Source organism: Paraburkholderia sp. UCT31, from assembly GCF_014397655.1.
GTDB lineage: Bacteria > Pseudomonadota > Gammaproteobacteria > Burkholderiales > Burkholderiaceae > Paraburkholderia > Paraburkholderia tuberum.
The window spans coordinates 96,390-121,832 of the sequence record NZ_VZQP01000015.1; the positions used below are offsets into that span (position 1 = coordinate 96,390).

General features: G+C 65.4%; 21 protein-coding genes and 1 pseudogene. 18 read left to right on the plus strand and 4 right to left on the minus strand.

Annotation, left to right across the window (positions count from 1 at the left end; all coding sequences use genetic code 11):
- Positions 1–120: 120 nt before the first annotated feature.
- Together F6X40_RS15145 and F6X40_RS15150 are read right to left on the minus strand one after the other, a co-directional pair.
- The gene (locus tag F6X40_RS15145; protein ID WP_187628378.1) at positions 121–1,227 is read right to left on the minus strand and encodes an NAD(P)/FAD-dependent oxidoreductase; all 1,107 of its coding nucleotides are present in this window, start codon (positions 1,225–1,227) and stop codon (positions 121–123) included.
- Positions 1,228–1,582: 355 nt separating this feature from the next.
- Complete coding sequence (locus F6X40_RS15150) at positions 1,583–2,560, minus strand: AAA family ATPase (protein ID WP_187628379.1); 978 nt, start codon at positions 2,558–2,560, stop codon at positions 1,583–1,585.
- A gap of 270 nt (positions 2,561–2,830) precedes the next feature.
- Between F6X40_RS15150 and F6X40_RS15155 the strand changes: the two genes are divergently transcribed.
- Both F6X40_RS15155 and F6X40_RS15160 read left to right on the plus strand, forming a co-directional pair.
- Positions 2,831–3,391: a hypothetical protein gene (locus F6X40_RS15155; protein ID WP_184068812.1), complete on the plus strand. Its 561-nt coding sequence runs from the start codon at positions 2,831–2,833 to the stop codon at positions 3,389–3,391.
- Between the two features lie 54 nt (positions 3,392–3,445).
- Complete coding sequence (locus tag F6X40_RS15160; RefSeq protein WP_090802649.1) at positions 3,446–4,243, plus strand: endonuclease/exonuclease/phosphatase family protein; 798 nt, start codon at positions 3,446–3,448, stop codon at positions 4,241–4,243.
- Between the two features lie 45 nt (positions 4,244–4,288).
- Here the strand turns inward: F6X40_RS15160 and F6X40_RS15165 are convergent, their stop codons facing one another.
- Positions 4,289–5,293, minus strand: a complete 1,005-nt coding sequence (locus tag F6X40_RS15165; RefSeq protein ID WP_222946081.1) for an aldose 1-epimerase — start codon at positions 5,291–5,293, stop codon at positions 4,289–4,291.
- Between the two features lie 340 nt (positions 5,294–5,633).
- On the opposite strand from F6X40_RS15165, the gene F6X40_RS15170 reads away from it, so the two are divergent.
- From F6X40_RS15170 to F6X40_RS15190, 5 genes are all read left to right on the plus strand, one after another.
- On the plus strand, positions 5,634–6,686 hold the full coding sequence (locus tag F6X40_RS15170) for a LacI family DNA-binding transcriptional regulator (protein WP_187628380.1): 1,053 nt from the start codon (positions 5,634–5,636) through the stop codon (positions 6,684–6,686).
- A 175-nt stretch (positions 6,687–6,861) separates the two neighbouring features.
- Entirely contained in the window at positions 6,862–7,881 is a 1,020-nt protein-coding gene (locus F6X40_RS15175; RefSeq protein ID WP_187628381.1) for an ABC transporter substrate-binding protein, read from the plus strand.
- 149 nt (positions 7,882–8,030) lie between these two features.
- Complete coding sequence (locus tag F6X40_RS15180) at positions 8,031–9,596, plus strand: sugar ABC transporter ATP-binding protein (RefSeq protein ID WP_187628382.1); 1,566 nt, start codon at positions 8,031–8,033, stop codon at positions 9,594–9,596.
- Positions 9,597–9,660: 64 nt separating this feature from the next.
- A complete protein-coding gene (locus F6X40_RS15185) occupies positions 9,661–10,641 on the plus strand; it encodes an ABC transporter permease (protein WP_187628409.1) in 981 nt (326 codons plus the stop codon).
- A gap of 63 nt (positions 10,642–10,704) precedes the next feature.
- Positions 10,705–11,661 (plus strand): ABC transporter permease, encoded by a 957-nt coding sequence (locus F6X40_RS15190; protein WP_187628383.1) that lies wholly within the window; start codon positions 10,705–10,707, stop codon positions 11,659–11,661.
- A 196-nt stretch (positions 11,662–11,857) separates the two neighbouring features.
- Here F6X40_RS15190 and F6X40_RS15195 read toward each other — a convergent pair.
- Positions 11,858–12,328, minus strand: a pseudogene (locus F6X40_RS15195) (hypothetical protein); the annotation flags it as partial.
- Between the two features lie 548 nt (positions 12,329–12,876).
- Between F6X40_RS15195 and F6X40_RS15200 the strand changes: the two are divergent.
- The 11 genes from F6X40_RS15200 (at position 12,877) to F6X40_RS15250 (ending at position 25,434) form a co-directional block, all read left to right on the plus strand.
- Entirely contained in the window at positions 12,877–13,647 is a 771-nt protein-coding gene (locus F6X40_RS15200) for a ferredoxin--NADP reductase (protein ID WP_018419136.1), read from the plus strand.
- A 407-nt stretch (positions 13,648–14,054) separates the two neighbouring features.
- Positions 14,055–14,942 (plus strand): sensor histidine kinase, encoded by an 888-nt coding sequence (locus tag F6X40_RS15205; RefSeq protein WP_187628384.1) that lies wholly within the window; start codon positions 14,055–14,057, stop codon positions 14,940–14,942.
- A gap of 10 nt (positions 14,943–14,952) precedes the next feature.
- Positions 14,953–15,609, plus strand: a complete 657-nt coding sequence (rqpR, locus tag F6X40_RS15210; protein ID WP_187628385.1) for a response regulator transcription factor RqpR — start codon at positions 14,953–14,955, stop codon at positions 15,607–15,609.
- A 298-nt stretch (positions 15,610–15,907) separates the two neighbouring features.
- On the plus strand, positions 15,908–17,299 hold the full coding sequence (locus F6X40_RS15215) for an amino acid permease (RefSeq protein WP_187628386.1): 1,392 nt from the start codon (positions 15,908–15,910) through the stop codon (positions 17,297–17,299).
- Between the two features lie 468 nt (positions 17,300–17,767).
- Positions 17,768–18,289, plus strand: coding sequence for a (2Fe-2S)-binding protein (locus tag F6X40_RS15220; RefSeq protein ID WP_187628387.1), 522 nt, complete (start codon positions 17,768–17,770; stop codon positions 18,287–18,289).
- 10 nt (positions 18,290–18,299) lie between these two features.
- Positions 18,300–20,681 carry a xanthine dehydrogenase family protein molybdopterin-binding subunit gene (locus F6X40_RS15225; protein ID WP_187628388.1) on the plus strand — a complete coding sequence of 794 codons (2,382 nt, stop codon included), beginning with the start codon at positions 18,300–18,302 and terminating at the stop codon, positions 20,679–20,681.
- A gap of 28 nt (positions 20,682–20,709) precedes the next feature.
- Positions 20,710–21,507 carry an FAD binding domain-containing protein gene (locus tag F6X40_RS15230; protein WP_184068850.1) on the plus strand — a complete coding sequence of 266 codons (798 nt, stop codon included), beginning with the start codon at positions 20,710–20,712 and terminating at the stop codon, positions 21,505–21,507.
- Positions 21,508–21,675: 168 nt separating this feature from the next.
- On the plus strand, positions 21,676–22,557 hold the full coding sequence (locus F6X40_RS15235) for an AAA family ATPase (protein ID WP_090802637.1): 882 nt from the start codon (positions 21,676–21,678) through the stop codon (positions 22,555–22,557).
- An 11-nt stretch (positions 22,558–22,568) separates the two neighbouring features.
- Positions 22,569–23,834: a vWA domain-containing protein gene (locus tag F6X40_RS15240; protein ID WP_184068856.1), complete on the plus strand. Its 1,266-nt coding sequence runs from the start codon at positions 22,569–22,571 to the stop codon at positions 23,832–23,834.
- Positions 23,825–24,439: a CoxG family protein gene (locus tag F6X40_RS15245; RefSeq protein WP_187628389.1), complete on the plus strand. Its 615-nt coding sequence runs from the start codon at positions 23,825–23,827 to the stop codon at positions 24,437–24,439. The genes F6X40_RS15240 and F6X40_RS15245 overlap by 10 nt, the downstream gene beginning before the upstream one ends.
- Complete coding sequence (locus F6X40_RS15250; protein WP_184002850.1) at positions 24,412–25,434, plus strand: XdhC family protein; 1,023 nt, start codon at positions 24,412–24,414, stop codon at positions 25,432–25,434. Before F6X40_RS15245 ends, F6X40_RS15250 begins: the two co-directional genes overlap by 28 nt.
- Positions 25,435–25,443: the final 9 nt, after the last annotated feature.

Genomic DNA, 25,443 nt, shown 5'->3' on the forward strand with positions numbered 1-25,443 from the left:
CATTTATATGGGAATCAACGCCGTTCTGATGACAGCGTTCGCCAAGCATAGCAACGTAGCCGTCGCCCGTGATATTCCAAATGCTAAAGATAAGCGGATCGGTACGGTCCAAACGCAGCCTCAAGGCCGCCCGCTCAGCTCGCAGACCCGCTGCGCAATCGCAAGCGATGCCGTCAACCCCGGCGACTCGATGCCGAACAGATTGACGAGCCCGCGCACGCCATGCGCGGCCGCCCCCTGGATCACGAAGTCCGCGGCGGGCTCGCCCGGGCCGGACAACTTCGGACGAATACCGGCGTACGCCGGCTGCAACGCGCCATCGGGCAAGGCCGGCCAGTACGCGCGAATCGCCGCATAAAACGACTCCGCGCGACGCGGATCGACGTCGTAATTGATCGCATCGACCCATTCGACGTCGGGGCCGAAGCGCACCTGGCCGCCCAGGTCGAGCGTCAGATGCACGCCGAGGCCGGCTTCGTTCGGCATCGGATAGATCAGGCGGCTGAACGGCGCGCGCCCCGAGATGCTGAAGTAATTGCCGCGCGCGAAGTAGAGCGGCGGCACGTGGCGCGAGTCGAGTCCGCGAATCTTGCGCGCGAGTGCGTTCGCATGCAGACCCGCGCTGTTGATCACGCAGGCAGCGCTGATCGTGGTGGGCGCCGCACCGCCGACCGCGATGGTGAAACGGCCGTTGTGAGCCTCGATCGCCTCGACCGGCGCATGGAACGCGTACACGGCGCCGTCGCGCTCGGCGTCGCCTTGCAGCGCGAGCATGTACTGATGACTATCGACGATCCCCGTCTGCGGCGAAAACACTGCCTCCACGCATTCGAGCGCCGGTTCGAGCGCCTGCGCCTGATCGCCGGTGACGCGCATCAGGTCGAGCACGCCGTTGTCGCGCCCTTTGGCCATGATGCTTTCGAGCTGCGGAATCTGGTTGCGCGACGTGGCGACGAGCAGCTTGCCGCAGCGCGAATGCGGCACGTTGCGCTCGGCGCAATAGTCATACAGCATTTCGCGGCCGCGCACGCACAGCGTGGCCTTCAGCGATCCGCGCGGGTAGTAGATGCCCGCGTGAATCACTTCGCTGTTGCGTGAACTCGTGCCCACGCCGATGGCGTCGGCGGCCTCCAGCACGATCACCTCGCGCCCGCGCGCCGCCAGCGCGCGCGCCGTCGCGAGGCCGATCACGCCGGCGCCGATCACTACACATTCAATCTGATCCATATCCGTTGACGCGGCGCATTGGGCCGCGCGCTGCCTCGTTCAGCCGATGGAAGGAAGACAGGTACGGCACCTCGCCGCCGCGTTCCGTTTGTTGTCGAACGCATCTGTCCGCTGGTCTGCTTATGTCTTTTTATCACCGCCAGGGAAAATTGTACGACTCGGTACAGACAGGAGTGACAAACGTTCGTGCGCGCCGACCAGACGATGGCGGTGCAAGCTGGCTCGATTCTGCGCTCCACATCGAAAATAGCAATAATTGCCGCGGTATTCACCACGCAGGCTGTCCGAATTTGTCGAGACAGCTCCCCAAATTCCAGAGAAGCGGGGTTTGGGTGCAAAAAACCGACCGAAAACCTCAAAATCCGATCGGTTTTCGCCGGTTTCCGTAATCGAGGCGGATATCGGCGGGCTCGATCTGGTCGCGTCCCGCGATGCGCGCCGCGCCGAAGCCGTTCAGGATCGCGCGGCGCATCTCGCGCGGCGACGCCCGCTTGAGCGCATCGAGGGTCGCTTCGCCAAGCGTCCCCGGAAAGCGCAGGCCCCAGTTGTGCGCGCCGCGGATCTCGTCGTAGATCGACTGCGCGATGCGTCGCGCGCCGGCGTGGTCCGGCGGCGAGATCTCGTAGACGTTCATGCGGTTCAGGATCGGCTCGGGGATCGCGCGTTCGTCGTTGGCGGTCGCGATCCAGATCACGTTGCCCGCGTTGATCGGTATCTCGGCGAACTCGTCGATGAAGCTCTGGGCGGTGTCGTGTTCGAGTAGCGCGTACAGCGCGCCGAGCGGATCGTATTGCGAATCGCCGCTCGCCTTGTCGATTTCGTCGACGGCGATCACCGGGTTCGCGTAGCTGCCGTTCACGAGTGCATCGAACACCTTGCCCGGCTTCGCGTTCTTCCATTGCGACGACGCGCCCGACAGAATCCAGCCCGCCGTCAGCGAACTCATCGCGACGTATTGGTACGCGGTGCCGAGCAGGCGCGCGAGCTGCTTCGCGAAATGCGTCTTGCCGATGCCGGGCTCGCCGAGCAACAGGATCGGCATCAGTTCGAGCCGGTCCTCGGTTTCGAGGCACAGCGCGACCTGCTTGCGGATGTCGTCGAGCGGTGCGGAGAAATTGGGCAGCGCGCTGATCAGATCGTCGATCGACGGCATCCGGTTCGGCTTCACGCAGAATCGCAGATTGCCGGTTTTCAGCATCTTTTCGTAGGTCGCGCGCAGCGCCTCGTTCGCGCCCTCGCCGAGACCGTTCAGCGCGCTTTCGACCTCGTCGAGGTCATACACCCGGCTGAACGAGGCCACGGCGATTTCCTGTTTGACCATTGCTGTCGTCATCGCTCACCCCGTTTGGCTGATTCTGCAGCGGCGGCGCCTTGTGAGCGCCGGTTCGAGTCCAGTGTAGCGAGGACACAAACGCGTGCAAGCCAGCAGTCATGTGGCTCTGCTGCTAACGATCGCTGGCATCCCATCCTTATCTGGAATGGAGTGTTGCTGAACCGGCCCTCGTCGACCGTGTCAGAAATCGTTGCGGCCATCGGGGGTAAGATGGCTCTCTAATTGCTACGAGGCACCCACGCAAGCGATGCGTGAGCGGAGATCCTTTTTATGTGGAAAACCAGTATCGTGGCCATGCTGCTTGGCGCTTCGTTGCTCGCCCACGCGCAACAACAGCCAGCGCAGCAGGTCGTGCAATGGCAGTTGCAGGTGGTGAAAGATGGCCAGCAGATCGATTCGTTCGACGGCACCACCACCGTCGGCCAGGCGCGCACGGATACGCATCACCAGGTCGTGCAACACGAGGTCGGCTGCAAGGACCAGCCGGCCGGCAGCATCGATCTGTCACGCACGATCACGGTGTCGCCGCTGCGCGTCGATCCCGAGGGCGTGATGTTTTCGATCGACACACAGGAAACGCTCGAGGACGACAATGCGGCGCGCACCGACATCGGCTGCAAGCTGCCGCCGCAGCCGCGCCAGGTGAGCGCGAGCCACCCGGGTCTCGTGGTGCCGCCGGATCAATGGGCGAGCTGGACGATCGTCGATCACAATCCGAACCTCGTGTACCGCGTGCATGCGAACGTCGTGAGCAACGGTGCGAACGGCAACGGCACGAACGGCGGCATGAGCGGCAATGGCGCCGCGACCGGCAGCAGCAATCCGAACTGACAGGAACCGCGCGCCTTACCGACGCGCTCAAACAGAACACGTGGATAACGCGGCATGCGAAACCCAGAAGAACTGATCCGCGAGAATCTCGCGCCGAACGATTTCGTCGCGGTGAGCTGGAACCTGCACAAGGGCCGCACACCGCTCGGTTTTCAGGCCTGGCAGGCGATGCAGCGCTGGGTTCAATCGACCCACGCGGACGCATACTTCCTGCAGGAAGCGATGGCGCGGCGTATGCCGTCGCCGGTATTGGCGAGCAGTTTCGGCACGCCGATGGGCGATCCACTGACCGACGTATGGCACTGTCAGGCAACCGAAATCGCGCGCGCGCTCGAACTCGAAGTCGCGCTCGGCCCGAACGTGTTCAAGCCGTCATGGCGGCACGGCAATGCGATCCTGTCGCCGCATCCGCTCGATCTCGGCGGCCGCTGGGACATCTCCGCGCACCGCTTCGAAAAGCGCGGCCTGCTGGTCGCGCGTGCGACGTTCGGCGGACGACTCGTCACGTTGCTCTGTGCGCATCTCGCGCTGACGCGTCCGGCGCGGTTGCGGCAGATGGACTGGATCGCGCACTGGATCGCGAAGGAAGCCCCCGACGGTCCGCTCGTGCTGGCCGGCGATTTCAACGATTGGCGCAACGACTCGGTGCCGCTCTTTCGCGAGCATGGCTTGCAGGAAGTCGCGACGCTGCTCGGCGAACCGGCGCGCACGTTCCCGGCGTTCTCGCCGGCGCTGTCGCTCGACAAGATGTTCGTGCGCGACATGCAGCCGGTCGAATGGATCCAGCCGACGCAGGAGACCGCGTGGCTGTCCGATCATTTACCGTATATGGCGAAGTTGCGGCTGGAGTGAGCGCTTCTGCTGGTTGAGCTTTCGCCAACGGAAAGCGCGTCCCCCTCACTCGCGATGCGGCGTCCAGCTCAACGCCGCTTCGATCTCCTCCCCCGGCTGCAATACGCAGCCACCGACGTGCTCTTGTGTACCAACCGCGTTGAAGCAATCGGTCGTATTCGTGACCGGTTCCACGCATAGGTGCGGATCGTTGGCCGGCGCGAACACGACCAGGTGATCGAACGGCGCGTCGGCACGCATCGTCAGATTGCGGCGCTCGTCAGGCCACGAGATCGTCGCCACGCGCGACCAGTTTGAAAAGTTGTTGTCGAGATCGAACGCATCGGGCGACATGCCCGCGCGCAATGCGTCGACGGCCGGATGCGGGCCAAGATGCGTCGGCAGCACGTCGGTGTCCGCGTGCCACATCGCCTGCACGTCGGCGTGGATGCGCGTCGACGCGGTGCGCGGATAGTACGGATGATGGCCCATGCCGAACGGCATCGGCCGGCCGGCGAGATTCCGCGCGGACATCGTGATGTGGAGCGCGCCACCGCGCAACTCGATACGCTGCCGCGCGCGATAGCGAAACGGCCAGTCGCCAGTCACGCTCGCATCCGGTTCGTGCTCGAAGTGCAAGTCCACCGCGCTTTCGCTGCGCGCGCCGACGCGCCACGGATGCCGCCACGCGTTGCCATGCAGCGCGTGGGCGAAACGCGGGTCGTTGCCGGCGAGATCGATCGTCGCGCCGTCGAACGCGAAGCGCGCATCGCGAATCCGGTTGCAGTATGGGAACAGCGGAAAGCTCGCCATGCGCAGCGGATCGCGCGCTTCGAACGCTTCCGGCAGCGCCGGCCGCAGCCAGTGCAACGGACCTTCCGGCGTGACTTCGTAGAACGCCGCGAGCGCGCCGCCAACGTCCGGCGCGAGCACCGCTCGCAACGCACCGGCCGACAACGTGACGAGGCGCGCCGCGATCACGGGATCGTCGAGCCATGAGCGTTGAGTCGCCGAACGGGTCACGGCATGTGCCTCGCGCGGCCGGGCAGGATTCAGGGAAACGTCGCGCATGGTCAGACGAGGCGAAACCGCGAGCGGAAAGCGGCATCAACGTGCATTCATATCTCCTTTGACGTGCCGCGCACCCCGCGGCCGGCGGACCACCTCAGTCCGCCCCGAGCGAGGATCGCACGACACCGCACCATTGGTCAATATTATTAGTAATAACTTCGTTCAAACAGGGCCGGTAGCGGACCGTAAGCTCCATCCCCACATGGCGGGTTAGCGCGCGTTGCTGCGCGCATATTATTAGTGGTACCGTCAGCAGCATGATGCCGCTGGCATTCCCTCGCTTCAGCGCCGCCTCGGCGCGGCCCGCACAATGAAAAAATCGACTCAACGCCGTCCCACCATGACCGACATCGCCAAGCTCACCGGCGTGTCGCAATCCACCGTTTCGCTCGTGCTCAACAACGCGGCCGGCGCGAAATTCTCCGATGCGACCCGCAACAAGGTGCTGAAGGCCGCGCACGACCTCGGCTACCGGCTGTCGCTGCGCGCGCCCGTAGCGGCATCGAGCGACGAGCGCAACCTGATCGTCTATCTGGCCGACGAAATCTCGACGAGCCCGCACCCGGTCGTCAACATCGACGGCGCGCGCGACGCCGCGTACGCGAGCGGCAAGATGCTCGCGGTCTACTCGACGCACGGCAACGCCGACATCGAAAAACAGGTACTCGACACGGTCCTCACCAATCCGCACGTGTTCGGTGTGATCTACGCGACCGTCTACACGCGCAAGGTAGCGCCGCCGACCGCGCTGTCGCAGGTGCCGACCGTGCTGCTGAACTGCTACACCGGCGACAGCACGTTCTCGTCCGTGGTGCCGGCCGAAGTCGCGGGCGGCCATCTGGCGACCGAGTACCTGCTGCAGGCCGGCCACCGGCGCATCGGCTACATCAACGGCGAGCCGTGGCAGGACGCCGCGAAAGACCGCCTGAAGGGCTATCGCACCGCGCTCGCGACCGCCGATCTGCCTTTCGCGGCCGAACTGGTGCGCGACGGCGACTGGAGCCCCGGCCTCGGCTTCGAGCTGACGCTGTCGCTGATGCGCGAGGCCAATCCGCCCACTGCGATCTTCTGCGCCAACGACCTGACCGCGATCGGCGCGATCGAGGCGCTCAAGCAGCTCGGCCTGCGCGTGCCCGAGGACGTGTCGGTGCTCGGCTACGACGACCAGGAAATCGCGCGCCACACGCATCCGCCGCTGTCGACGGTGGTGCTGCCCAACTACGAACTCGGCCGCTGGGCCGTCGAAACGCTGCTGCAGGAAGAGCACAACCGCGCGGCCGGCGCGCCGGTGCGCCATCGCACGGTCAAGCTCGACGGACCGCTGGTGGAACGCACCTCGGTCAGGGCAATTACCGAGGAAAAACCGGCGACAGTTAATATTATTAGTGATTGACCGATAATAATTTTGAGTGGAATAATCGGCACGTCGGGTCGGGAAGACAGCGCGCCGGTGGGCCATCGCCAATCGCGCGCTCGCCGGCGAACCAACGTCGGCCCCCCGGCTGGACAGAGGCAATCCCGAGCAGCACGAAAAGCAAATAAACCGTCACCGGTTACTGGAGGAAGACGTGGCGTCGCTCAATACGCAGTCGCGCATGCACGCGCGCAAGCAGCAGATTCGTCTGCTGGCAGCTTCGCTGCTGGCTCTGGCAATCGGTGTCGGCGCGGCGGCCGCGCACGCGGACGACGCATTGCCGAAGTTGCCGACCAAGACCCCGTTGAAGGTCGGCTTCGCGCAGACCGAAAGCAACAACCCATGGCGTCTCGCGGAAACCAGGAGCTTCAAGGACATCGCCGCGAAATGCGGCTGGCAGATCGTGATGACCGACGCCAACGGCTCCAACTCCAAACAGGTCTCCGACATTCAAAGCATGATCGCCCAGCACGTCGATCTGCTGGTGTTCCCGCCGCGTGAAGAGAAGCCGCTCGCGCCGGTCGTGCTGCAGGCGAAGAAGGCCGGCATTCCGGTGATCCTCGTCGACCGCGACGTCGACCAATCGGTGGCGAAGGCTGGCCGCGACTACATCACGTTCATCGGCTCGGACTTCATCGATCAGGGTCACCGCGCCGCCGACTGGCTCGTCAAGGCGACGGGCGGCAAGGCGAAGATCATCGAGCTCGAAGGCACGACGGGTGCGTCGGCCGCGAACGATCGCAAGAAGGGTTTCGATGAAGTCATCGCGAAGCACCCCGGCATGACGATCATCGCGTCGCAAAGCGGCGACTTTGCGCGCGACACCGGCCGCAAGGTGATGGAAACACTGTTGCAGGCGCATCCCGACGTGACCGCCGTGTACGCGCACAACGACGAAATGGCGCTCGGCGCGATTGCCGCGATCAAGGCGGCCGGCAAGCAGCCGGGCAAGGACATTCAGATCGTCACGATCGACGGCACCAAGGGCGGCATGGACGCGATCGCGGCCGGCGAACTCGGCGCGAGCGTGCAGTCGAGCCCGTTCTTCGGCCCGCTCGCCTGCGACGTCGCGCAGCGCTATGCGAAGGGTGAAAAGATCCCCACCTGGATCAAGGTGTCCGACCGCTTCTACGACAAGGAAAACGTGCAGCAGAACATGCAGTACGGCTACTGATCGCAATTATCGGGAAGCGCCCCGGGCGCATCATTTTCCCGGGGACTCCCTTCCGCGTTGTAGCAGGGCATCCGCATCAGGAGAACGCCCGTGACGGAATCTGGCAAAGAGACGCCACACTCCCCCTTACCCGTTCGCCGCTGCTCGAGATGCAGGACATCGGCATCAGCTTCGGCGGCGTGCCCGCGTTGCGCGGCGCGAACCTGAGCCTCGCCGCGGGCGAAGTGCACGCGCTGATCGGCCAGAACGGCGCCGGCAAATCGACACTGATCAAGATCCTGACCGGCGCCTATCGGCGCGGCTCGGGCAGCGTGAGATTCGAAGGCCGCGAGGTCGATTTCCGCACGCCCAAGCAGGCGCGCGAAGCGGGCATCAGCACGATCTACCAGGAGATCAACCTGGTGCCGTTCCGCTCGGTAGCGGAAAACATCTTTCTCGGCCGCGAGCCGCGCCGCTTCGGTCTGATCGACTGGCGAACGGTGCAGCAGCGCGCGGCCGCGCTGCTCGATTCGTTCGGTTTGCAGATCGACGTGAAAAAGCCGGTCGGTCGTTACTCGACCGCGATCCAGCAAATGGTGGCGCTTGCGCGCGCGGTGTCGTCGGACGCGAAGATGGTGATCATGGACGAATCGACGTCGTCGCTCGACGAGCGCGAAGTCGAACTGCTGTTCACCGTCGTGCGCAAGCTGCGCGACGACGGCCGCGCGGTGATTTTCGTCTCGCACCGGCTCGACGAGCTGTACGCGCTGTGCGATCGCGTGACCGTCATGCGCGACGGCCAGACGGTCGTGCAAAGCACGATGGCCGAGATGGACAAGCTGCAGCTCGTCACGACGATGCTCGGCCGCTCGCTCGCCGCCGTCGTGCAAGACGACACGGCCGCGCGCGAAGCGAATCTCGCGAGGCGCGGCAAGCAGGTGATCGGCGCGACGCAGCTCGGCGCGCCGCCGAAGGTCAACGGCGTGTCGCTCGGCGTGCACGCTGGCGAGGCGGTCGGCCTGGCCGGACTGCTCGGCTCGGGCCGCACCGAAACGATGCGGCTGATGTTCGGCGCCGATCCGCTGGCACAAGGCGCGCTGTCGATCGGCGGCGAGAAAGTCGCGCTGAAGTCGCCGCAGGACGCGATCGCGCGCGGCCTCGCGTACCTGACCGAAGACCGCAAGGGCGAAGGCATCGTCCCCGAGCTGTCGGTGCGCGACAACCTGACACTCGTCTGTCTGCGCACGCTCGCGAAAAACGGCATCGTCGACGTGAAGAAGCAGCAGGCGATCGTCGATCGCTTCATCGCGTCGCTCGGCATCAAGCTGCGATCGGCCGATCAGCCGATCCGCGAGCTATCGGGCGGCAACCAGCAGAAAGTGCTGCTCGCGCGCTGGCTCGCGGCCGAGCCAGCGCTGCTGCTGCTCGACGAGCCGACGCGCGGCATCGACGTCGGCGCGAAAGCCGACGTCGCGAAGATCGTGCGCGAGTTGCGCGATGCGGGGCTCGCGGTACTGCTGTCCGCGTCCGAGCTCGAAGAGTTGACCGCGGTCGCCGATCGCGCGGTCGTGATCCGCGACGGCCGCACGGTCGCCGAACTGAACGGCGCCGACATGAGCGAGACCGCGATCATGGATGCGATCGCCTACGGCAGCGAGGGCCAATCGGCGCTCGCGCAAGCCGCGCTATCGGCACACATCGAAGACGCATTGGAGGGCGACCGTCATGGCGCTTAAGCTGCGTTCGAATTCGCTGCGCAGCGATGCGGCGGGCGCCGCTGCGGCGGGCGCCGACACCACCATGATGCAATCGACCAATACCCCGCCCGCACGGTCCGCGAGCACCGTGCACAAGTGGCGCCATCTCGCGATGCAGTGCGAAGTGATCGTGCTGCTCGCGATGGTGCTGTTCAACCTGATCTTCACGCCGCACTTCTGGTCGTTGCAGACGTTCAACGTGAACATGACGCAGGTCGTGACGATCGTGATCGTCGGCATCGGCATGACGCTGGTCGTCGCGACGGGCGGCATCGATCTGTCGGTGGGCGCGTCGATGGCGATTTCGGGCGCGCTCGCGCCGATGCTGTTCCTCAACATAGCGGGGCCGCTCGGCATCGGGCTTGCGTTCGTGCTGCCGGTAGTCGCGGCGGCCGCATGCGGCGTGTTCAACGGCCTGCTCGTCACTCGTTTATCGGTGCAGCCGATCGTCGCGACGCTCGTGCTGTTCATCGCCGGACGCGGCATCGCGCAGGTCGTCACCGACGGCAGCCTGCAGGCGTTCGACACGCCAGCGTTTCAGTGGATCGCGCTCGGCAAGGTCGCGGGCGTGCCGTTCCAGGTGCTGCTGATGCTCGCGCTGGTCGGCGTGTTCGCGTGGGTCGTGCGCAAGACGTTGTTCGGCCAGTATCTGCTGATCACCGGCGGCAACGAAAAAGCCGCGTATCTGTGCGGCGTGCCGACCGCTACCGTCAAGATGATCGCGTACACGCTGTGCGCGGCGCTCGCGGGCCTCGCGGGGCTGATCTCGATCTCGGTGAATTCGTCGTCGGATGCGAACGTCGTGGGGCTGGGCGTCGAACTCGATGCGATCGCGGCGGTCGCGGTCGGCGGCACCGCGCTGACGGGCGGCAAGGCGTATATCGGCGGCACGCTGATCGGCGCGCTGATCATCCAGTTGCTGCGCTATACGCTGCTCGCGCACGGCATTCCCGATGCCGCCGCGCTCGTCGTGAAGGCCGGCATCATCGTCGCGGCGGTTTACGTGCAGCGGCGCTCGCGCTGATTCTGGCGCTGGCGCTCACGCTCGTTTTCACGATCTGCGGGCAACCTTTCCGGATTCGATGCGATGAAAAAGAATCTTCCCATCCTGCTTGCGCTCGCGGGGCTCGTCGTCTTTGGCCTCGTGCGCTACGACCACTTCGGCTCGGCGTACAACATCACGTCGTTCTGGCGCTACAACTCGATGTTCGCGCTGATCTCCATCGGCATGGCCTTCGTGATCATCACGGGCGGCATCGATCTGTCGGTCGGCACGGTCGCGGCGCTCGCGAGCGTGGTCGCCGCGTTGACGAGCGTCTTCGGCGGCTGGGTCGCGGTGCTGGCCGGTTGCGCGGCCGGGCTCGCGGTCGGTGTGCTGAACGGCGTCATCGTCACGCGGCTCAAGATCCTGCCGTTCATCGTCACGCTCGCGACGAGCCTCGGCGCCCACGGCGTCGCGCTGTTGCTCGGCAAGAACGACGCGGTATCGATCGCGGCCGATTCGAACTTCGGCAACTTCGGTCAGGGCGACCTGTTCGGGCTGCCGATTCCGGGACTCGTCGCGCTCGTCGCCGCGGTCGCCGGCTGGCTCGCGCTGCGCAGCACGCGCTTCGGGCGGCACTCGCTCGCGATCGGCGGCAGCGAAGAGGCCGCGCGGCTGATGGGGCTGAATGTCGACCGCACGCTGGTGATGGCCTATGCGGTCAGCGGGCTGCTCGCCGGCATGGCGGGCGTGATTCTCGCCGCGCAGTTCGGCGCTGGGCAGCCTAACGAAGGCGTCGGTTGGGAGCTGTTCGCGATTTCGGCGGTCGTGCTTGGCGGCACGCTGCTGACGGGCGGCGAGGGTTCCGTTGCGATGACGATTGCCGGCGTGCTGCTGCTCGGGCTCGTGTTCAATCTGCTGAACTTCGAGAACGGGCTGGGGTTCATCAGTCTGTCCGCGTACTGGCAATCGGTGATTCGCGGCGTGTTCCTGCTACTCGTGATCGTGCTGCAGGCGCGCGTGTTGAAACAGCGCGGAAAAAAGCGGGTGCCGGCGGTGTGAGCAAGCGGCACCCGCGAATTGGCGTCATCAATTCCATCGGACAGAATTTCCTTACTTGGCCGAGGCTTGCCGCCACAATCGCCGCCCCCGGCCCATCTCTGTGTACCGTTAGACTCGCCGCGAAACCGTGTGACCGTGACGCGTCCCCGACGCGTCACGACGTCCCCGATCGTCGTCCCCGGTTTCCTTATTGACTGTCGGTGCGCAACGTCCAGACGGTCGCCGTATTCGTGGAGCCAAGCAGCATCTGAACGCCATCCTCGCCGATGGCAAGATCGATCCGCGCGACCTTTCCGTTCAACACATCCGAGACGAAGACCCGGACGAATCGCCCCCCGTCGATCACGGTGAGATCCCAGGGGCCGTCCAGCAGGTTGGGATCTTTCAGTTCCTTGACGAGCCCGCCCTGAAGATTGGTGACGAGCAGCGAGCCCGGCGCGACGACGTTCTTGCCATCCGTGGTCGGCACATTGCCCACCAGCACGAAGCCGCTTCCCAGCACGGCGAGCGCCGTCGTGAGACCGAGATTGCTTCCCTGGAAGAACGTCACCGGATCGCTGTTGGACACGAGCTTGACGATCGTCGTACCGGTTCCCTGCAGATTCGACTTCGCATTGAAATTCGACACCACCACATCGCCGGGTTTGAGCGTGCTCCAGGACGGCACGCCGGCCGGCCACCCACCGCACCGCCTGGCTTCGCGCGACTCGCGTCCTGCGTAAACGAGGCAACGTCGGGCGTATTCCCCAAAAAATCGCGGCGCGCAAACGATAGTCGAAAGCGAGGCGATCTCGATGGCGCCGGCAGGGTTCCGCCCCATTTGCCAGTTTTATCAGCAGGGTCAATGCTGCGGCGCACGCCGCCTTTCGGTATCATCCTGACAATGTTGCCCTTGCGGCGCGTCGCTTTCGCGCCTGCCGGGCAACCAATGGCAGCCGCCCTTCGCGGCGTTCGCCGAATCGCCGTACCCCGCTGAAGCACGGCCGCACTCACGCCAACGTACTTCGCGGCGCCAGCATGCCGGCGCCGCCGCTTCCCGGTTTGGCAACCCGCTTTACCACGCTCGACCGCCGCGCCGCGGCCCCGCCCCGGCGGGCACGGTAAAATGACGGATTGCGCGGGAGTCCCGACCACGGGTCAGCGCAGCATCGCCCCTTGCCGTGCCGGCCGGCTCAGACGACTGGCCGCCTTTGTTTTCGCACTATCCAAGAAGCCATGAGCAACCTGAATTCACAAACCGTCCTGAGCGTCCATCACTGGACCGATACGCTTTTCAGCTTCACCTGCACGCGCGATCCGTCGTTCCGTTTCGAAAACGGCCAGTTCACGATGGTGGGCCTGCAGGTCGAGGGCAAGCCGCTGCTGCGCGCATACAGCCTCGCCAGTGCGAACTACGAAGAACATCTCGAATTCCTCAGCATCAAGGTGCAGGACGGCCCGCTCACATCGCGTCTGCAGCACCTGAAGGTCGGCGACGAAGTGCTGATCGGCAAGAAGCCGGTCGGCACGCTGGTGGCCGACAACCTGCTGCCGGGCAAGACGCTGTGGCTGTTGTCCACCGGCACGGGCCTCGCGCCGTTCATGTCGATCATCAAGGATCCGGACATTTACGACCGCTACGAGCGCGTGGTCCTCACGCATACCTGCCGTTTCGTCGACGAACTCGCGTACAAGGAATACATCACCGAGCACCTGCCGGCGCATGAACACCTCGGCGAGTTCGTACAGGAAAAGCTGCTGTACTACCCGACCGTCACGCGCGAAGCGTTCCAGAACCGCGGCCGCATCACCGAGCTGATCGAAACCGAAAAGCTGTTCGCCGACCTCGGCGTGCCGGGTTTCTCGCTCGAGGACGACCGCGTCATGCTGTGCGGAAGCCCGCACATGCTGCGCGACACGCGCAAGCTGCTCGAAGACGCGGGCTTCAAGGAAGGCAGCAACAACGAGCCGGGCCATTACGTGGTCGAAAAGGCCTTCGTCGGCTAAGCCGGCCGGCATTCTTCTTCGCGGCCCGCGTGCCGCGAATTCCAAAAAAGGAGCCTCCGGGCTCCTTTTTTTTTGTTGCTCCGTTACAAATTGGAGCGCGTTGCGTCACCTTCGCTGTCAGAATTCCTCTGACAGCACGAGTCCGCTGTAAACATCATGTAATCCCTGAAGACTCTGCGCTAAGCCTTGGTGCGACTGCTTTTTTAATCTTTTTGAGATATCATCGCGCCGCGAGATCAGACGAATTCATGCACCGATCGTCGTCCACCAGAGTTGTTACTGAATGTAAATTTCGTTACGTTGGGCCATCGTGTTTCGTCCGACGCGAAACCTCGTGATTCGCAGGCTTTGATTCCGTCTGCGCGTGCCCGCTTCGCCGTCCACTCCGCCTCCTGAGAGGGAAATTCATGGATACGTCGACTGCCGTCCCGTTCAACGCTGCGCTGGCTTCGTCCGCGCAGCGTGATGGCTTCGACATGCCATCGCTCGCCGCGCGCGAGATCGAGCGGCTGCGCGCGCGGGTACGCGAGCTGTCGGCCGAATTGGTCGACGCGCAGGAAAGCGTGCGCCGTCACGTCGCGCGCGAGCTGCACGACGGCGTCGGCGCCGAGCTGACTGCGACGCGCTTCGCGCTCGCCGGCATCGAAACCTGGCTGCCCGCCGACGCGCCGCCGCAATGCGCGGCCGCGCTCGCGGTCGCGAATCGTTCGCTCGACGCCGTGCAGGCGGCAAATCGCGACGCCATCGCGCAACTGCACGCGCCGTCGTTCGAGACAGGCCTCGCCGGCGCGCTGCAGTGCTGGGCCCGCGACTTCTCCATGCGCACCGGCTTGCGCACCACCTTCACCTGCAGCGGCGACGCGCGGCTCGCGCGCCTGCCCGCCGATGCCGCGCTCGCCGTGTTCCGCGTCGCGCAGGAAGCGCTGAACAACGTCGCGAAGCACGCACGCGCGACCTGCGCCGACCTGCGCGTCGAAACCGGTGCGCGTCATCTGAGGCTCCTCGTCAGCGACGATGGCATCGGCCTGCCGCGCGGCGCGCGCGAACGCCGTGGCCAGAAAAAAACCGACGGTCATTTCGGCCTCGCCGGCATGCAGGCGCGCTGCGCCGCATTCGACGGCACGCTGCGAATCAGCGCGAGGCGCACGAGCATCGGTCGTGGCGAGGACAGCGGCACTGGCAGCAACGCCGCCATCACCCCGCGCGGGACCCTGATCCAGGCCCGCTTCGCGTGGCACGCGCTGCTCGCGGCCGCCCCAACGCCGCGCGCCGCCCGGCGCGCGCTGCAATCGTGAGCCCGCGACCATGAGCCTGCGCATCCTGATCGTCGAAGATCACGCGGTGGTCCGCCAGGGCGTTCGCCATCTGCTGGTCGATCGCGGCGTCGCGCGCGAGGTAGCCGAGGCGCAAAGCGGCTCCGAAGCGCTCGACCGGGTCGTCCACCAGAGCTTCGACGTCGTGCTGCTCGACATTTCGCTGCCCGACATGAATGGCGTCGAGGTGCTCAAGCGTCTGAAGCGCAAGGCGCCGCGCGTCGCGGTGCTGATGTTCTCGATGTACCGCGAGGACCAGTACGCGGTGCGCGCGCTCAAAGCCGGCGCGTCCGGCTATCTGTCGAAGACGGTCGATGCCGCGCAGATGATCGGCGCGATCCAGCAGGTCGCGGCGGGCCGCAAGTACGTGAGCCCCGAGATGGCCGAGGCGCTCGCCGACTACGTGTCGTTCGACGGCGAGCAGTTGCCGCACGAAAAGCTGTCCGATCGGGAGTACCAGACGCTGTGCATGCTCGCGTCCGGCAAACGTCTCACCGATATCGCGGCCGCGCTGTCGCTGTCGGTGAAGACGGTCAGCGTGTACCGCACGCGGCTGCTCGACAAGATGAAGCTGCGCAACAACGCCGAGCTGACCTTCTATGTAATGAGCAACCGCCTCGTCGATCTGAATCCCGCGATGGCGGGCTAGCCCAGCAGGCGCCGCCAGCCGTGCCTGCGGCGTTGCGCCGCGGTCGTCCGATCGTGGCGCCGGCGCAATCGGAGAGATTGCATCCTCATCAATTGACTATTCAGTAAATAGCTTCACCGCCGCCCCGCTTCCGGCACCGCAAGACCTCCTCGAAATCACCTCCTGGCAGAAGTTTCCGCCCATCGCCTTGGCCCGGAAAGGGCCGCGCGAACCAGCCCGGCGACACGCATCCGCTAGAATCGCGGGTTTTCCCGACATTCGGCGCGCAACAAGCGTGCACCACTGGAGATCCACTCCAATGTCCCTGTTTCGCAAAAAGAGCGTCGAGCACATGCTTGCGACGAGCGCTCAGACCGCCGGCCTGAAAAAGGCGCTGGGCGCGCTCGACCTGACTTTCCTCGGCGTCGGCGCCATCATCGGCACCGGCATCTTCGTGCTGACCGGCACGGGCGCCTTACAGGCCGGTCCCGCGCTGATGATCTCGTTCCTGATCGCGGCGATCGCCTGCGGCTTCGCCGCGCTCGCCTACGCTGAATTCGCATCGACGATTCCGGTCGCCGGTTCGATCTACACGTACTCGTATGCGACGCTCGGCGAGCTGGCCGCGTGGATCATCGGCTGGGACCTGATGCTCGAGTACGGGCTCGCGACCTCGGCGGTGTCGGTCGGCTGGTCCGGCTATCTGCAGTCGTTGCTGTCGGGCTTCGGCGTATCGCTGCCGATGGCGCTGAGCGCAGCCCCCGGCGCCGTGCCCGGACACGAAACGCTGTTCAACCTGCCCGCCTTCCTCGTGATGATGGCGATCACCACGCTGCTGTCGCTCGGCGTGCGCGAATCCGCGCGAATCAACAACATCATGGTTGCGATCAAGGTCGTCGTCGTGCTGCTCGTGATCGGCGTCGGCGTGTTTCATGTCACGCCGGCCAACTGGCACCCGTTCATGCCTCACGGCTGGAGCGGCGTGTTCGGCGCGGCCGCGGTGATGTTCTTCGCGTTCATCGGCTTCGACTCGGTGTCGTCGGCGGCCGAAGAAGTGAAGAATCCGAAGCGCGACCTCCCGATCGGCATCATCGCGTCGCTCGGCGTGTGCGCGGTGCTGTATGTGGCCGTGGCCGCGGTCGTCACCGGCATCGTGCCGTCCGGGAAGTTCATGGGCATTTCGCACCCGGTGTCGTACGCGCTGCAACTCGCGGGGCAGAACTGGGTCGCGGGCTTCATCGACCTCGGCGCCGTGCTCGGCATGCTGACCGTGATTCTCGTGATGGCCTACGGTCAGACGCGGGTGATCTTCGCGATGTCGCGCGACGGCCTGCTGCCCGCGAAGCTGTCGAAAGTGCATCCGCGTTTCGCGACGCCGTTCTTCACGACGTGGCTCGTCGGCATCTTCTTCGGCCTGATCGGCGCGTTGGTGCCGCTCAATGTGTTGGCTGAGCTGATCAATATCGGCACGCTCGCGGCGTTCTCGATGGTGTCGATCGCGGTGCTCGTGCTGCGCAAGACGCACCCAGAGCTGCCGCGCGCGTTCCGTTGCCCTGGCGTGCCGGTCGTGCCGGTGCTCGCGGTCGCATCGTGCCTGTTCCTGATGCTGAATCTGCAAGGCATCACGTGGGGCGCGTTCGTGATCTGGCTGCTGATCGGCATGGTTATCTATTTCGGCTACTCGCGCCGTCATTCGAAACTGGCAAAGTAATGCGCCGTTTCGATGAAGCCACGCCAATGAGCTGAATGCTCGCGAGCGTGGCCTCGCTTTCCGCTGATCTATCGATGCGCCCCGTCATGCTCCGCAGACGGGGCGCTTGCCTTTGCGGCGTCCCATTCCGTGGCCGCCATGTTCTCTTCGTGCTCTCGCGCGCGCCGACACACTTCCCCTCATAGCGCGCCCGCGCGATTTGTGCTTTACTTTTCGGCAGATTTGTAAAACCCGTAGTACCCTCATCGGACCTGGCGAATCGAAGTCAGCACGCAGTCGAAGCAAAGCAGGGGGTAATAACAATCACAGGTCCGGTCTCACCCACAGCAACTATCTTGCATGGGATCGTGGTCTGCGCCGAGGCACGGATCGATACCCCAACGCGCTCGCTCCGATCGACCGCGATAAACGCATGGGACCGCAGTAAGCGCTGAAGCGCTAACTGCGGTCGACAAAGGAGACAGCTTCATGGCGATCAGCATCAGTCTGACGGTCAATGGCGCGCCCGTGAGCGCCTCAGTCGACCCTGGCACCCTGCTTGTCCAGTTCCTGCGCGATCAACTCCGTCTGACCGGCACCCATGTCGGCTGCGATACGGCGCAATGCGGCGCCTGCACCGTGCATCTGAACGGCCGCGCGATCAAGTCCTGCAACATCCTCGCCGTGCAAGCCGATGGCGCGGAAGTCACGACCATCGAAGGGCTCGCGCACAACGGCGCGCTGCATCCGATGCAGGCCGCGTTCAAGCACTGCCACGGTCTGCAATGCGGCTTCTGCACGCCGGGCATTGTGATGAACGCGGTGTCGCTGGTGCAGCGTCAACCCGATCTGACGGGCGACGAGGTGCGCGAGCAGCTCGACGGCAATCTATGCCGCTGTACGGGCTATCACAACATCGTCAAGGCCGTGCTCGAAGGCGCCGCGGGTATGAAGTCCGCCGCATCGAGCGCATCTGCCGGCGCGAATGCCGCCGGCGCCACCGCCGCCTGAGGAGCCGACGATGAACGCACCCGATACACAGAGCCTGATCGGCGCCGCCGTCGAACGCAAGGAAGACTATCGCTTCCTGACCGGCAAAGGCCAGTACACCGACGACATCGTGCTGCCGCAGCAAACCTACGCGGTGTTCCTGCGCTCACCGCACGCGCACGCGAAGATCAGAAGCATCGACACGAGCGCGGCCAAACAGTCGCCGGGCGTGATCGCGATCTTCACCGGCGCGGATCTCGCCGCCGACAACGTCGGCGGACTGCCGTGCGGCTGGCTGATCCACAGCACCGACGGCAAGCCGATGAACGAGCCGCCGCATCCGGTGATCGCGCATACGAAAGCACGGCACGTGGGCGATCAGGTCGCGCTCGTGATCGCTGAATCGATCAAGGCGGCGAAAGATGCGGCCGAACTGATCGAAGTCGATTACGAAGAACTGCCGGCCGTCGTCGATACCGTGCATGCGGCCGACCCGGGTCAAGCGGCCGTGCACGACGAAGTGCCCGACAACGTCTGCTACAACTGGGGCCACGGCGACAAGGCCGCGACCGACGCCGCGTTCGCGAAAGCCGCGCACGTAACCACGCTCGACATCGTCAACAACCGCCTCGTGCCGAACGCGATCGAGCCGCGCGCGGTCAACGCGAACTTTTCGGCGCAGGACGACAGCTACACGCTGTACGTCGCGAATCAGAACCCGCACGTCGAGCGGCTGCTGATGGCCGCGTTCGTGCTGTCGCTGCCGGAATCGAAGCTGCGCGTGATCGCGCCGGACGTCGGCGGCGGCTTCGGCTCGAAGATCTTCCTGTACGCCGAAGACGTCGCGCTCACCTGGGCGTCGAAGAAGATCGGCCGGCCGGTCAAATGGACCGCCGAGCGCTCCGAGGCATTCCTTTCCGATGCGCACGGCCGCGATCACGTGACCAAAGCCGAGCTTGCGCTGGACGCCGACGGCAAGTTCCTCGCGATGCGCGTGCATACGATCGCCAACATGGGCGCGTATCTGTCGACGTTCGCGTCGAGCGTGCCGACGATCCTGTACGCGACGCTGCTCGCCGGGCAATACGCAACGCCCGCGATCTACGCCGAAGTGCAGGCGGTCTTCACCAACACCGTTCCCGTCGATGCGTATCGCGGCGCGGGCCGGCCGGAAGCGACGTTCGTCGTCGAGCGCCTGGTGGAAGCCGCGGCGCGCGAGATGAAACTCGACCCCGCGGAAATCCGCCGCCGCAATTTCATCACGCAATTCCCGTACGCGACGCCGGTCGGCCTCACCTACGACACCGGCGACTACAACGCGATCCTCTCGCGCGCGCTCACGCTCGCGGACGTCGAGGGCTTCGCCGCACGCCGGCAGGAATCCGAAAACAACGGCAAGCGCCGCGGCCTCGGCTACTCGTGCTACATCGAGGCATGCGGTCTCGCGCCGTCGAACATCGCGGGCGCGCTCGGCGCGCGCGCGGGCCTGTTCGAAGTCGGCCAGATTCGCGTACATCCCACCGGTTCGGTCACCGTGTTCACGGGCTCGCACAGTCACGGCCAGGGGCATGAGACGACCTTCGCACAAGTCGTCGCGGACCGCCTCGGCATTCCGCTCGAAAGCGTCGAGATCGTGCACGGCGACACTGGCCGCATCGCGTTCGGCATGGGCACGTATGGTTCGCGTTCGATCGCGGTCGGCGGCTCGGCCATCTCGAAGGCGCTCGACAAGATCGAAGCAAAGGCGAAGAAGATCGCCGCGCATCTGCTCGAAGCGTCGGCTGAAGACATCGAGTTCAGGAACGGTGTATTCCGCGTCGCGGGCACCGACCGCACCAAGGCGTTCGCGGAGATCTCGCTCGCCGCGTACGTGCCGCACAACTATCCGCTCGACGTGCTCGAACCGGGGCTCGAAGAAAGCGCGTTCTACGATCCGACCAACTTCACGTATCCGTCGGGCGCGTATATCTGCGAGATCGAAGTCGATCCGGACACCGGCGTCTCCCGGATCCAGCAGTTCACCGCGGTCGACGATTTTGGCAACGTGATCAATCCGATGATCGTCGAAGGTCAGGTGCATGGCGGGCTCGGGCAAGGCATCGGTCAGGCGATGCTCGAGCGCTGCGTGTACGACAACGACAGCGGCCAGTTGCTGTCCGGCTCTTACATGGACTACGCGATGCCGCATGCGTCCGACCTGCCCGACTTCACGGTCGAAACGTCGAAGGGCACGCCGTGCACGCACAATCCGCTCGGCGTCAAAGGCTGCGGCGAAGCGGGCGCGATCGGCTCACCGCCGGCCGTGATCAACGCGATTATCGACGCGCTCGCGCCGCTTGGCGTGACCAATCTGCAGATGCCGGCCACGCCGCATCGCGTCTGGTCCGCGATTCAAGCCGCGAAGCAAGCCTGACCCAACGATCCTGAGCGGAGCATTCGACATGTATTCATTCGAGTATCAACGCGCGACGGATCCGCAAGCGGCCGCCGCAGCCCTCACCGCCGACAGCGACGCGAAGTTCCTCGCCGGCGGCCAGAGCCTTCTGCCGACGATGCGCCTGCGTCTCGCGCAGCCGTCGCAACTGATCGACGTGACGCGCATTCCCGCGCTCAGGACGATCACCGTCGACGCCAGCACGGTGACGATCGGCGCAGCCGTCTGTCACGCGGACGTCGCCGAACACGCGGACGTGCGGCGCGTGTTGCCCGCGCTCGCGGAGCTGGCCGCGAATATCGGCGATCGCCAGGTGCGCGCGCTCGGCACGATCGGCGGCTCGCTCGCGAACAACGACCCGGCCGCGTGCTACCCGGCGGCGGCGATGGGCCTCGATGCGACGATCGTCACGGACCGGCGGCGCATCGCCTCGGCCGATTTCTTCGTCGGCATGTACGAGACCGCGCTCGCGCCCGACGAGCTGATCGTCGCCGTCGAGTTTCCGGTGCCCGAGCGTGCCGCATACGAGAAATTCCGCAATCCGGCCTCGCACTTTGCGCTGGTCGGCGTGTTCGTCGCGAAGTCCGCGAGCGGCGTGCGCGTCGCGGTAACGGGGGCGGCATCATCGGTGTTTCGCGTGGCCGAGCTCGAAAGCGCGCTGTCGACGAACTTCACGCCCGAGGCGGCACGTGCAGTGAGCGTGTCGCCCGACGAGCTGAACGACGACATGCACGCGAGCGCCGCGTATCGCGCGCATCTGATTCCGGTGCTCGCCGCGCGCGCGGTCACGAAGGCAAATGCCTAGCGATCCTCGCCAGGCGCCCCGGCTTGCCGCGCCTTCACCACGGTGCGCGCAAGCCGGCTTCGTTCACTTCGCGAGCCGGCGCGACAGTTCGACGCCGGGCTCGCGGCCATTGCGTTCTTCACTCGCGCCACGCTTTGCCATGGCCTGTCGCGCAGATTCAGGATCACCATGCAGCCGGCTTCGATCGACGACACCCTCGCCCAACTCGCCGCCCAACGCTATTTCGCGAGCCGCGAGCTCGCGACCGCACTGTATCTCGCGCTGCGCATGGAGCGGCCGTTGTTCGTCGAAGGCGAGCCGGGTGTCGGCAAAACCGAGCTCGCGAAAGCGGCGGCGGGCATGCTCGGCACCACGTTGCTGCGCCTGCAATGCTATGAAGGCCTCGACACCGCGAGCGCGCTGTATGAGTGGGACTACCCGCGCCAGATCATGGCGCTGCGGCTTGCCGAAGCGAGCGGCGAGCGCCCCGACAACGACACGCTATATCGTGGCGAATTCCTGCTGAAGCGTCCGCTTCTGCAGGCGTTGATGCCCGACGAAAACCATCCCGGCGCGCGGCGCGTGCTGCTGATCGACGAAATTGACCGCGCCGACGAACCGTTCGAGGCATTCCTGCTCGAACTCCTGTCCGACTTCCAGGTATCGATTCCCGAATACGGCACCGTGCGCGCGACGCAGCCGCCGCTCGTCATCATGACGTCGAACCGCACGCGCGAAGTGCACGACGCGTTGAAGCGCCGCTGTCTGTATCAATGGATCGGCTATCCGGACCGCGATCGCGAACTGGAGATCGTCGCCGCGCGCGCGCCGCAAACGTCGGCGCAATTGCAGCGGCGCGCGGTCGACTTCGTGCATCGGCTGCGCGGCATGGATCTGTTCAAGGCGCCCGGCATCGCCGAGACGATCGATTGGTGCCGCGCGCTCGAAGCGCTGTCGGTCACGGAGCTCGATCCACAATCGGTGCAGAACACGCTCGGCGTGCTGCTCAAGTATCAGGACGATCTCGCGCGTGTGGATGCCGCGCAGATCGCGCAGTGTCTGTCCGGGTGAGGGTCGTTGGCATGACGAACGGAACCGGCTCAGGCAGGCTCGACGACACGAACCAGCACACTGCGCCCACGCTCGCGCGCAACGTCGTCCATTTCGTGCGCGTGCTGCGCGGCGCCGGCTTGCCGATGTCGCCCGCACAAGCAGTCGACGCACTCGACGCGTTGCAGTGGATCGACCTCGGCCGCCGCGACGACGTGCACGCCGCGCTTGCCGCGCTGCTCGTCACCGCGCCCGACGAACGCGAACTCTTCAATGCCGCGTTCGATCTGTTCTGGCGCGACCCCGATTGGGAAGGCAAGCTGCGCGCGCTGCTGCTGCCGAAAGTGCGCGACGGGCTGCCACCGCCGAAGCGCAACAACCGTCTCGCCGATGCGCTCGCGGTGCGCATGCCACCCTCGCCGCATCTGAATGCGCCGCAGGAAACCGAGCAGCACGAGTTGCATGCGCAGTTGACGTTCAGCGCCGAAGAGCGGCTGCGTCATCGCGATTTCGACACGCTGAACGCCGACGAATGGCGCACGCTGCGGCATCTGATTCGCGGCCAGCGGCTGCCGCTCGCAACCGAATCGACGCGGCGCCTGAAGGCGGCATCGCACGGCACGCATGCGGACTTGCGCGCGAGCGCGCGGCATGCGGTGCGCGCCGGTGGCGACTGGACCGTGTGGAAGTATCGCGCGAGGGTGGAGCGCAAGCCGCCGCTCGTGCTGCTGCTCGACATTTCCGGCTCGATGAGCAACTACTCGCGCGCGGTGCTCTACTTTTGCCACGCGTTGTTGCAGTCGCGCGAACGTCTGCAGGTGTTTCTGTTCGGCACGCGGCTCACGAACGCGACGCGCGCATTGCGCGAACGCGATCCGGACGTCGCGATCGCGACGCTCAGCGATCAGGTGGTCGACTGGTCGGGCGGCACGCGCATCGGCGCGGCGCTCGCCGAGTTCAACCGACGCTGGGCGCGCCGCGTGCTCACAGGTCGTGCGACGGTGCTGCTCGTCACCGACGGTCTCGATCACGAAGCGATCGACGTGCTCGATACCGAAATGGCGCGCCTCGCACGCTTCGCGCATCGCATCGTGTGGCTCAATCCGCTGCTGCGGTTCAGCGGCTTTACTCCGAAGGCGCGCGGCGTGCAAGCGATCCTGCCGTATGTCGACGCGCATCGTCCGGTTCATAATCTAGACAGTCTCGCAGCGTTCGGCCACGATCTCGCGCAACTGACGCGCGCGCCTCGCCACGCCGTCGCCGCGACGACACTCGCAGGAGCAACGTCATGGAATTGAGCGAAACGCATACGCTGCCGGTCGCGCAGCAGCAAACCTGGGACGCGTTGAACGACACCGAGATTCTGCGCGCTTGCATTCCCGGCTGCGAAAGCATCGACCCGGACGGCGAAAACGCGTACCTGGTCACGCTGGTCGCGGCGGTCGGCCCGGTCAAGGCGCGCTTCAAGGGGCGCATGCAACTGACCGAGATCGACGCGCCGAACAGCTACACCATTGTGTTCGAAGGCCAGGGCGGCGCCGCGGGTTTTGCCAAGGGCAACACGCAGGTCTCGCTCGAAGCCGACGGCGATGCCGCGACGAAGCTCTCCTACACCGCCAATGCGCAGGTCGGCGGCAAGCTCGCGCAGATCGGCTCGCGGCTCGTCGACGGTGCGGCGCGCAAGATTGCGGGGGAGTTTTTCAAGCGCTTGAGCGCCCAGCTCTCGGGAGACAATAGCGCTGATGAAACAGCGGAAGGCGACGCCCCGGTGCATACCGAAACCGAAGCCGAAGCCGCATCCGCCTCCGGGCAAACGGAATCGAACGAGGCCGCGGACGGCGAGTCCGGCGGCGAAGCAAAGAAAGGGAAGAAATCATGGACAGCGTGGATCTCGAAGTTCTGAAAACCAGCGCCCGCTGGCTCGCGGACGGACATCGCGCGCTCCTCGTGACGGTCGTGAAGACGTGGGGCTCGTCGCCGCGTCCCGAGGGCGCGATGCTCGCGGTGCGCGACGACGGCCTCGTGGTGGGCTCGGTGTCGGGCGGCTGCATCGAAGACGATCTGATCGATCGCGTGCGGCAACGGGGCATCGAGCAGACACATCCGGAGGCGGTGAAGTACGGCATCACGGCCGAGGAAGCGCATCGCTTCGGCCTGCCGTGCGGCGGCACGATCCAGCTCGTGCTCGAACCGTTGACACGGCAAAGCGGCATCGCCGAGCTGTGTCACGCGGTCGAAAATGGCCGGCTCGTCGCGCGCGAACTCGACATGACGACGGGCGCGGTGCGGCTCGACAACGCGCAGGCGACCGACGGCGTGCATTTCGACGGTGAGCGTCTGTTGACGATCCACGGCCCGCGCTACCGGATGCTAGTGATCGGCGCCGGGCAGTTGTCTCGCTACCTGTGCCATATCGCGGTGGGGCTCGATTATCAGGTGACGGTCTGCGATCCGCGCGAGGAATACACCGAGGAATGGGACGTGCCTGGCACGAAGATCGTACGCACGATGCCGGACGATACCGTGATCGACATGAAGCTCGACGAGCGCTGCGCGGTGATCGCGCTCACGCACGATCCGAAGCTCGACGATCTCGCGCTGATGGAAGCATTGAAGACGCCGGCGTTTTATGTCGGCGCGCTCGGCTCGCGCAGGAACAATCACGCGCGACGCGAGCGCCTGAAGGAGTTCGATCTGAACGAAGCCGAACTGGCCCGCTTGCATGGACCTGTCGGCATTTATATCGGCAGCAGGACGCCGCCCGAGATCGCGGTGTCGATTCTGGCGGAGGTGACGGCGGCGAAAAATGGCGTGTCGCTGCCGACGCTATTGCAGGTCGAAGGCGCGAAGGCCGCGCGGGAGATTGCGGCGTCGGGTGGCGCCGCTTGCAGCGTGTAGCCCGCCGTC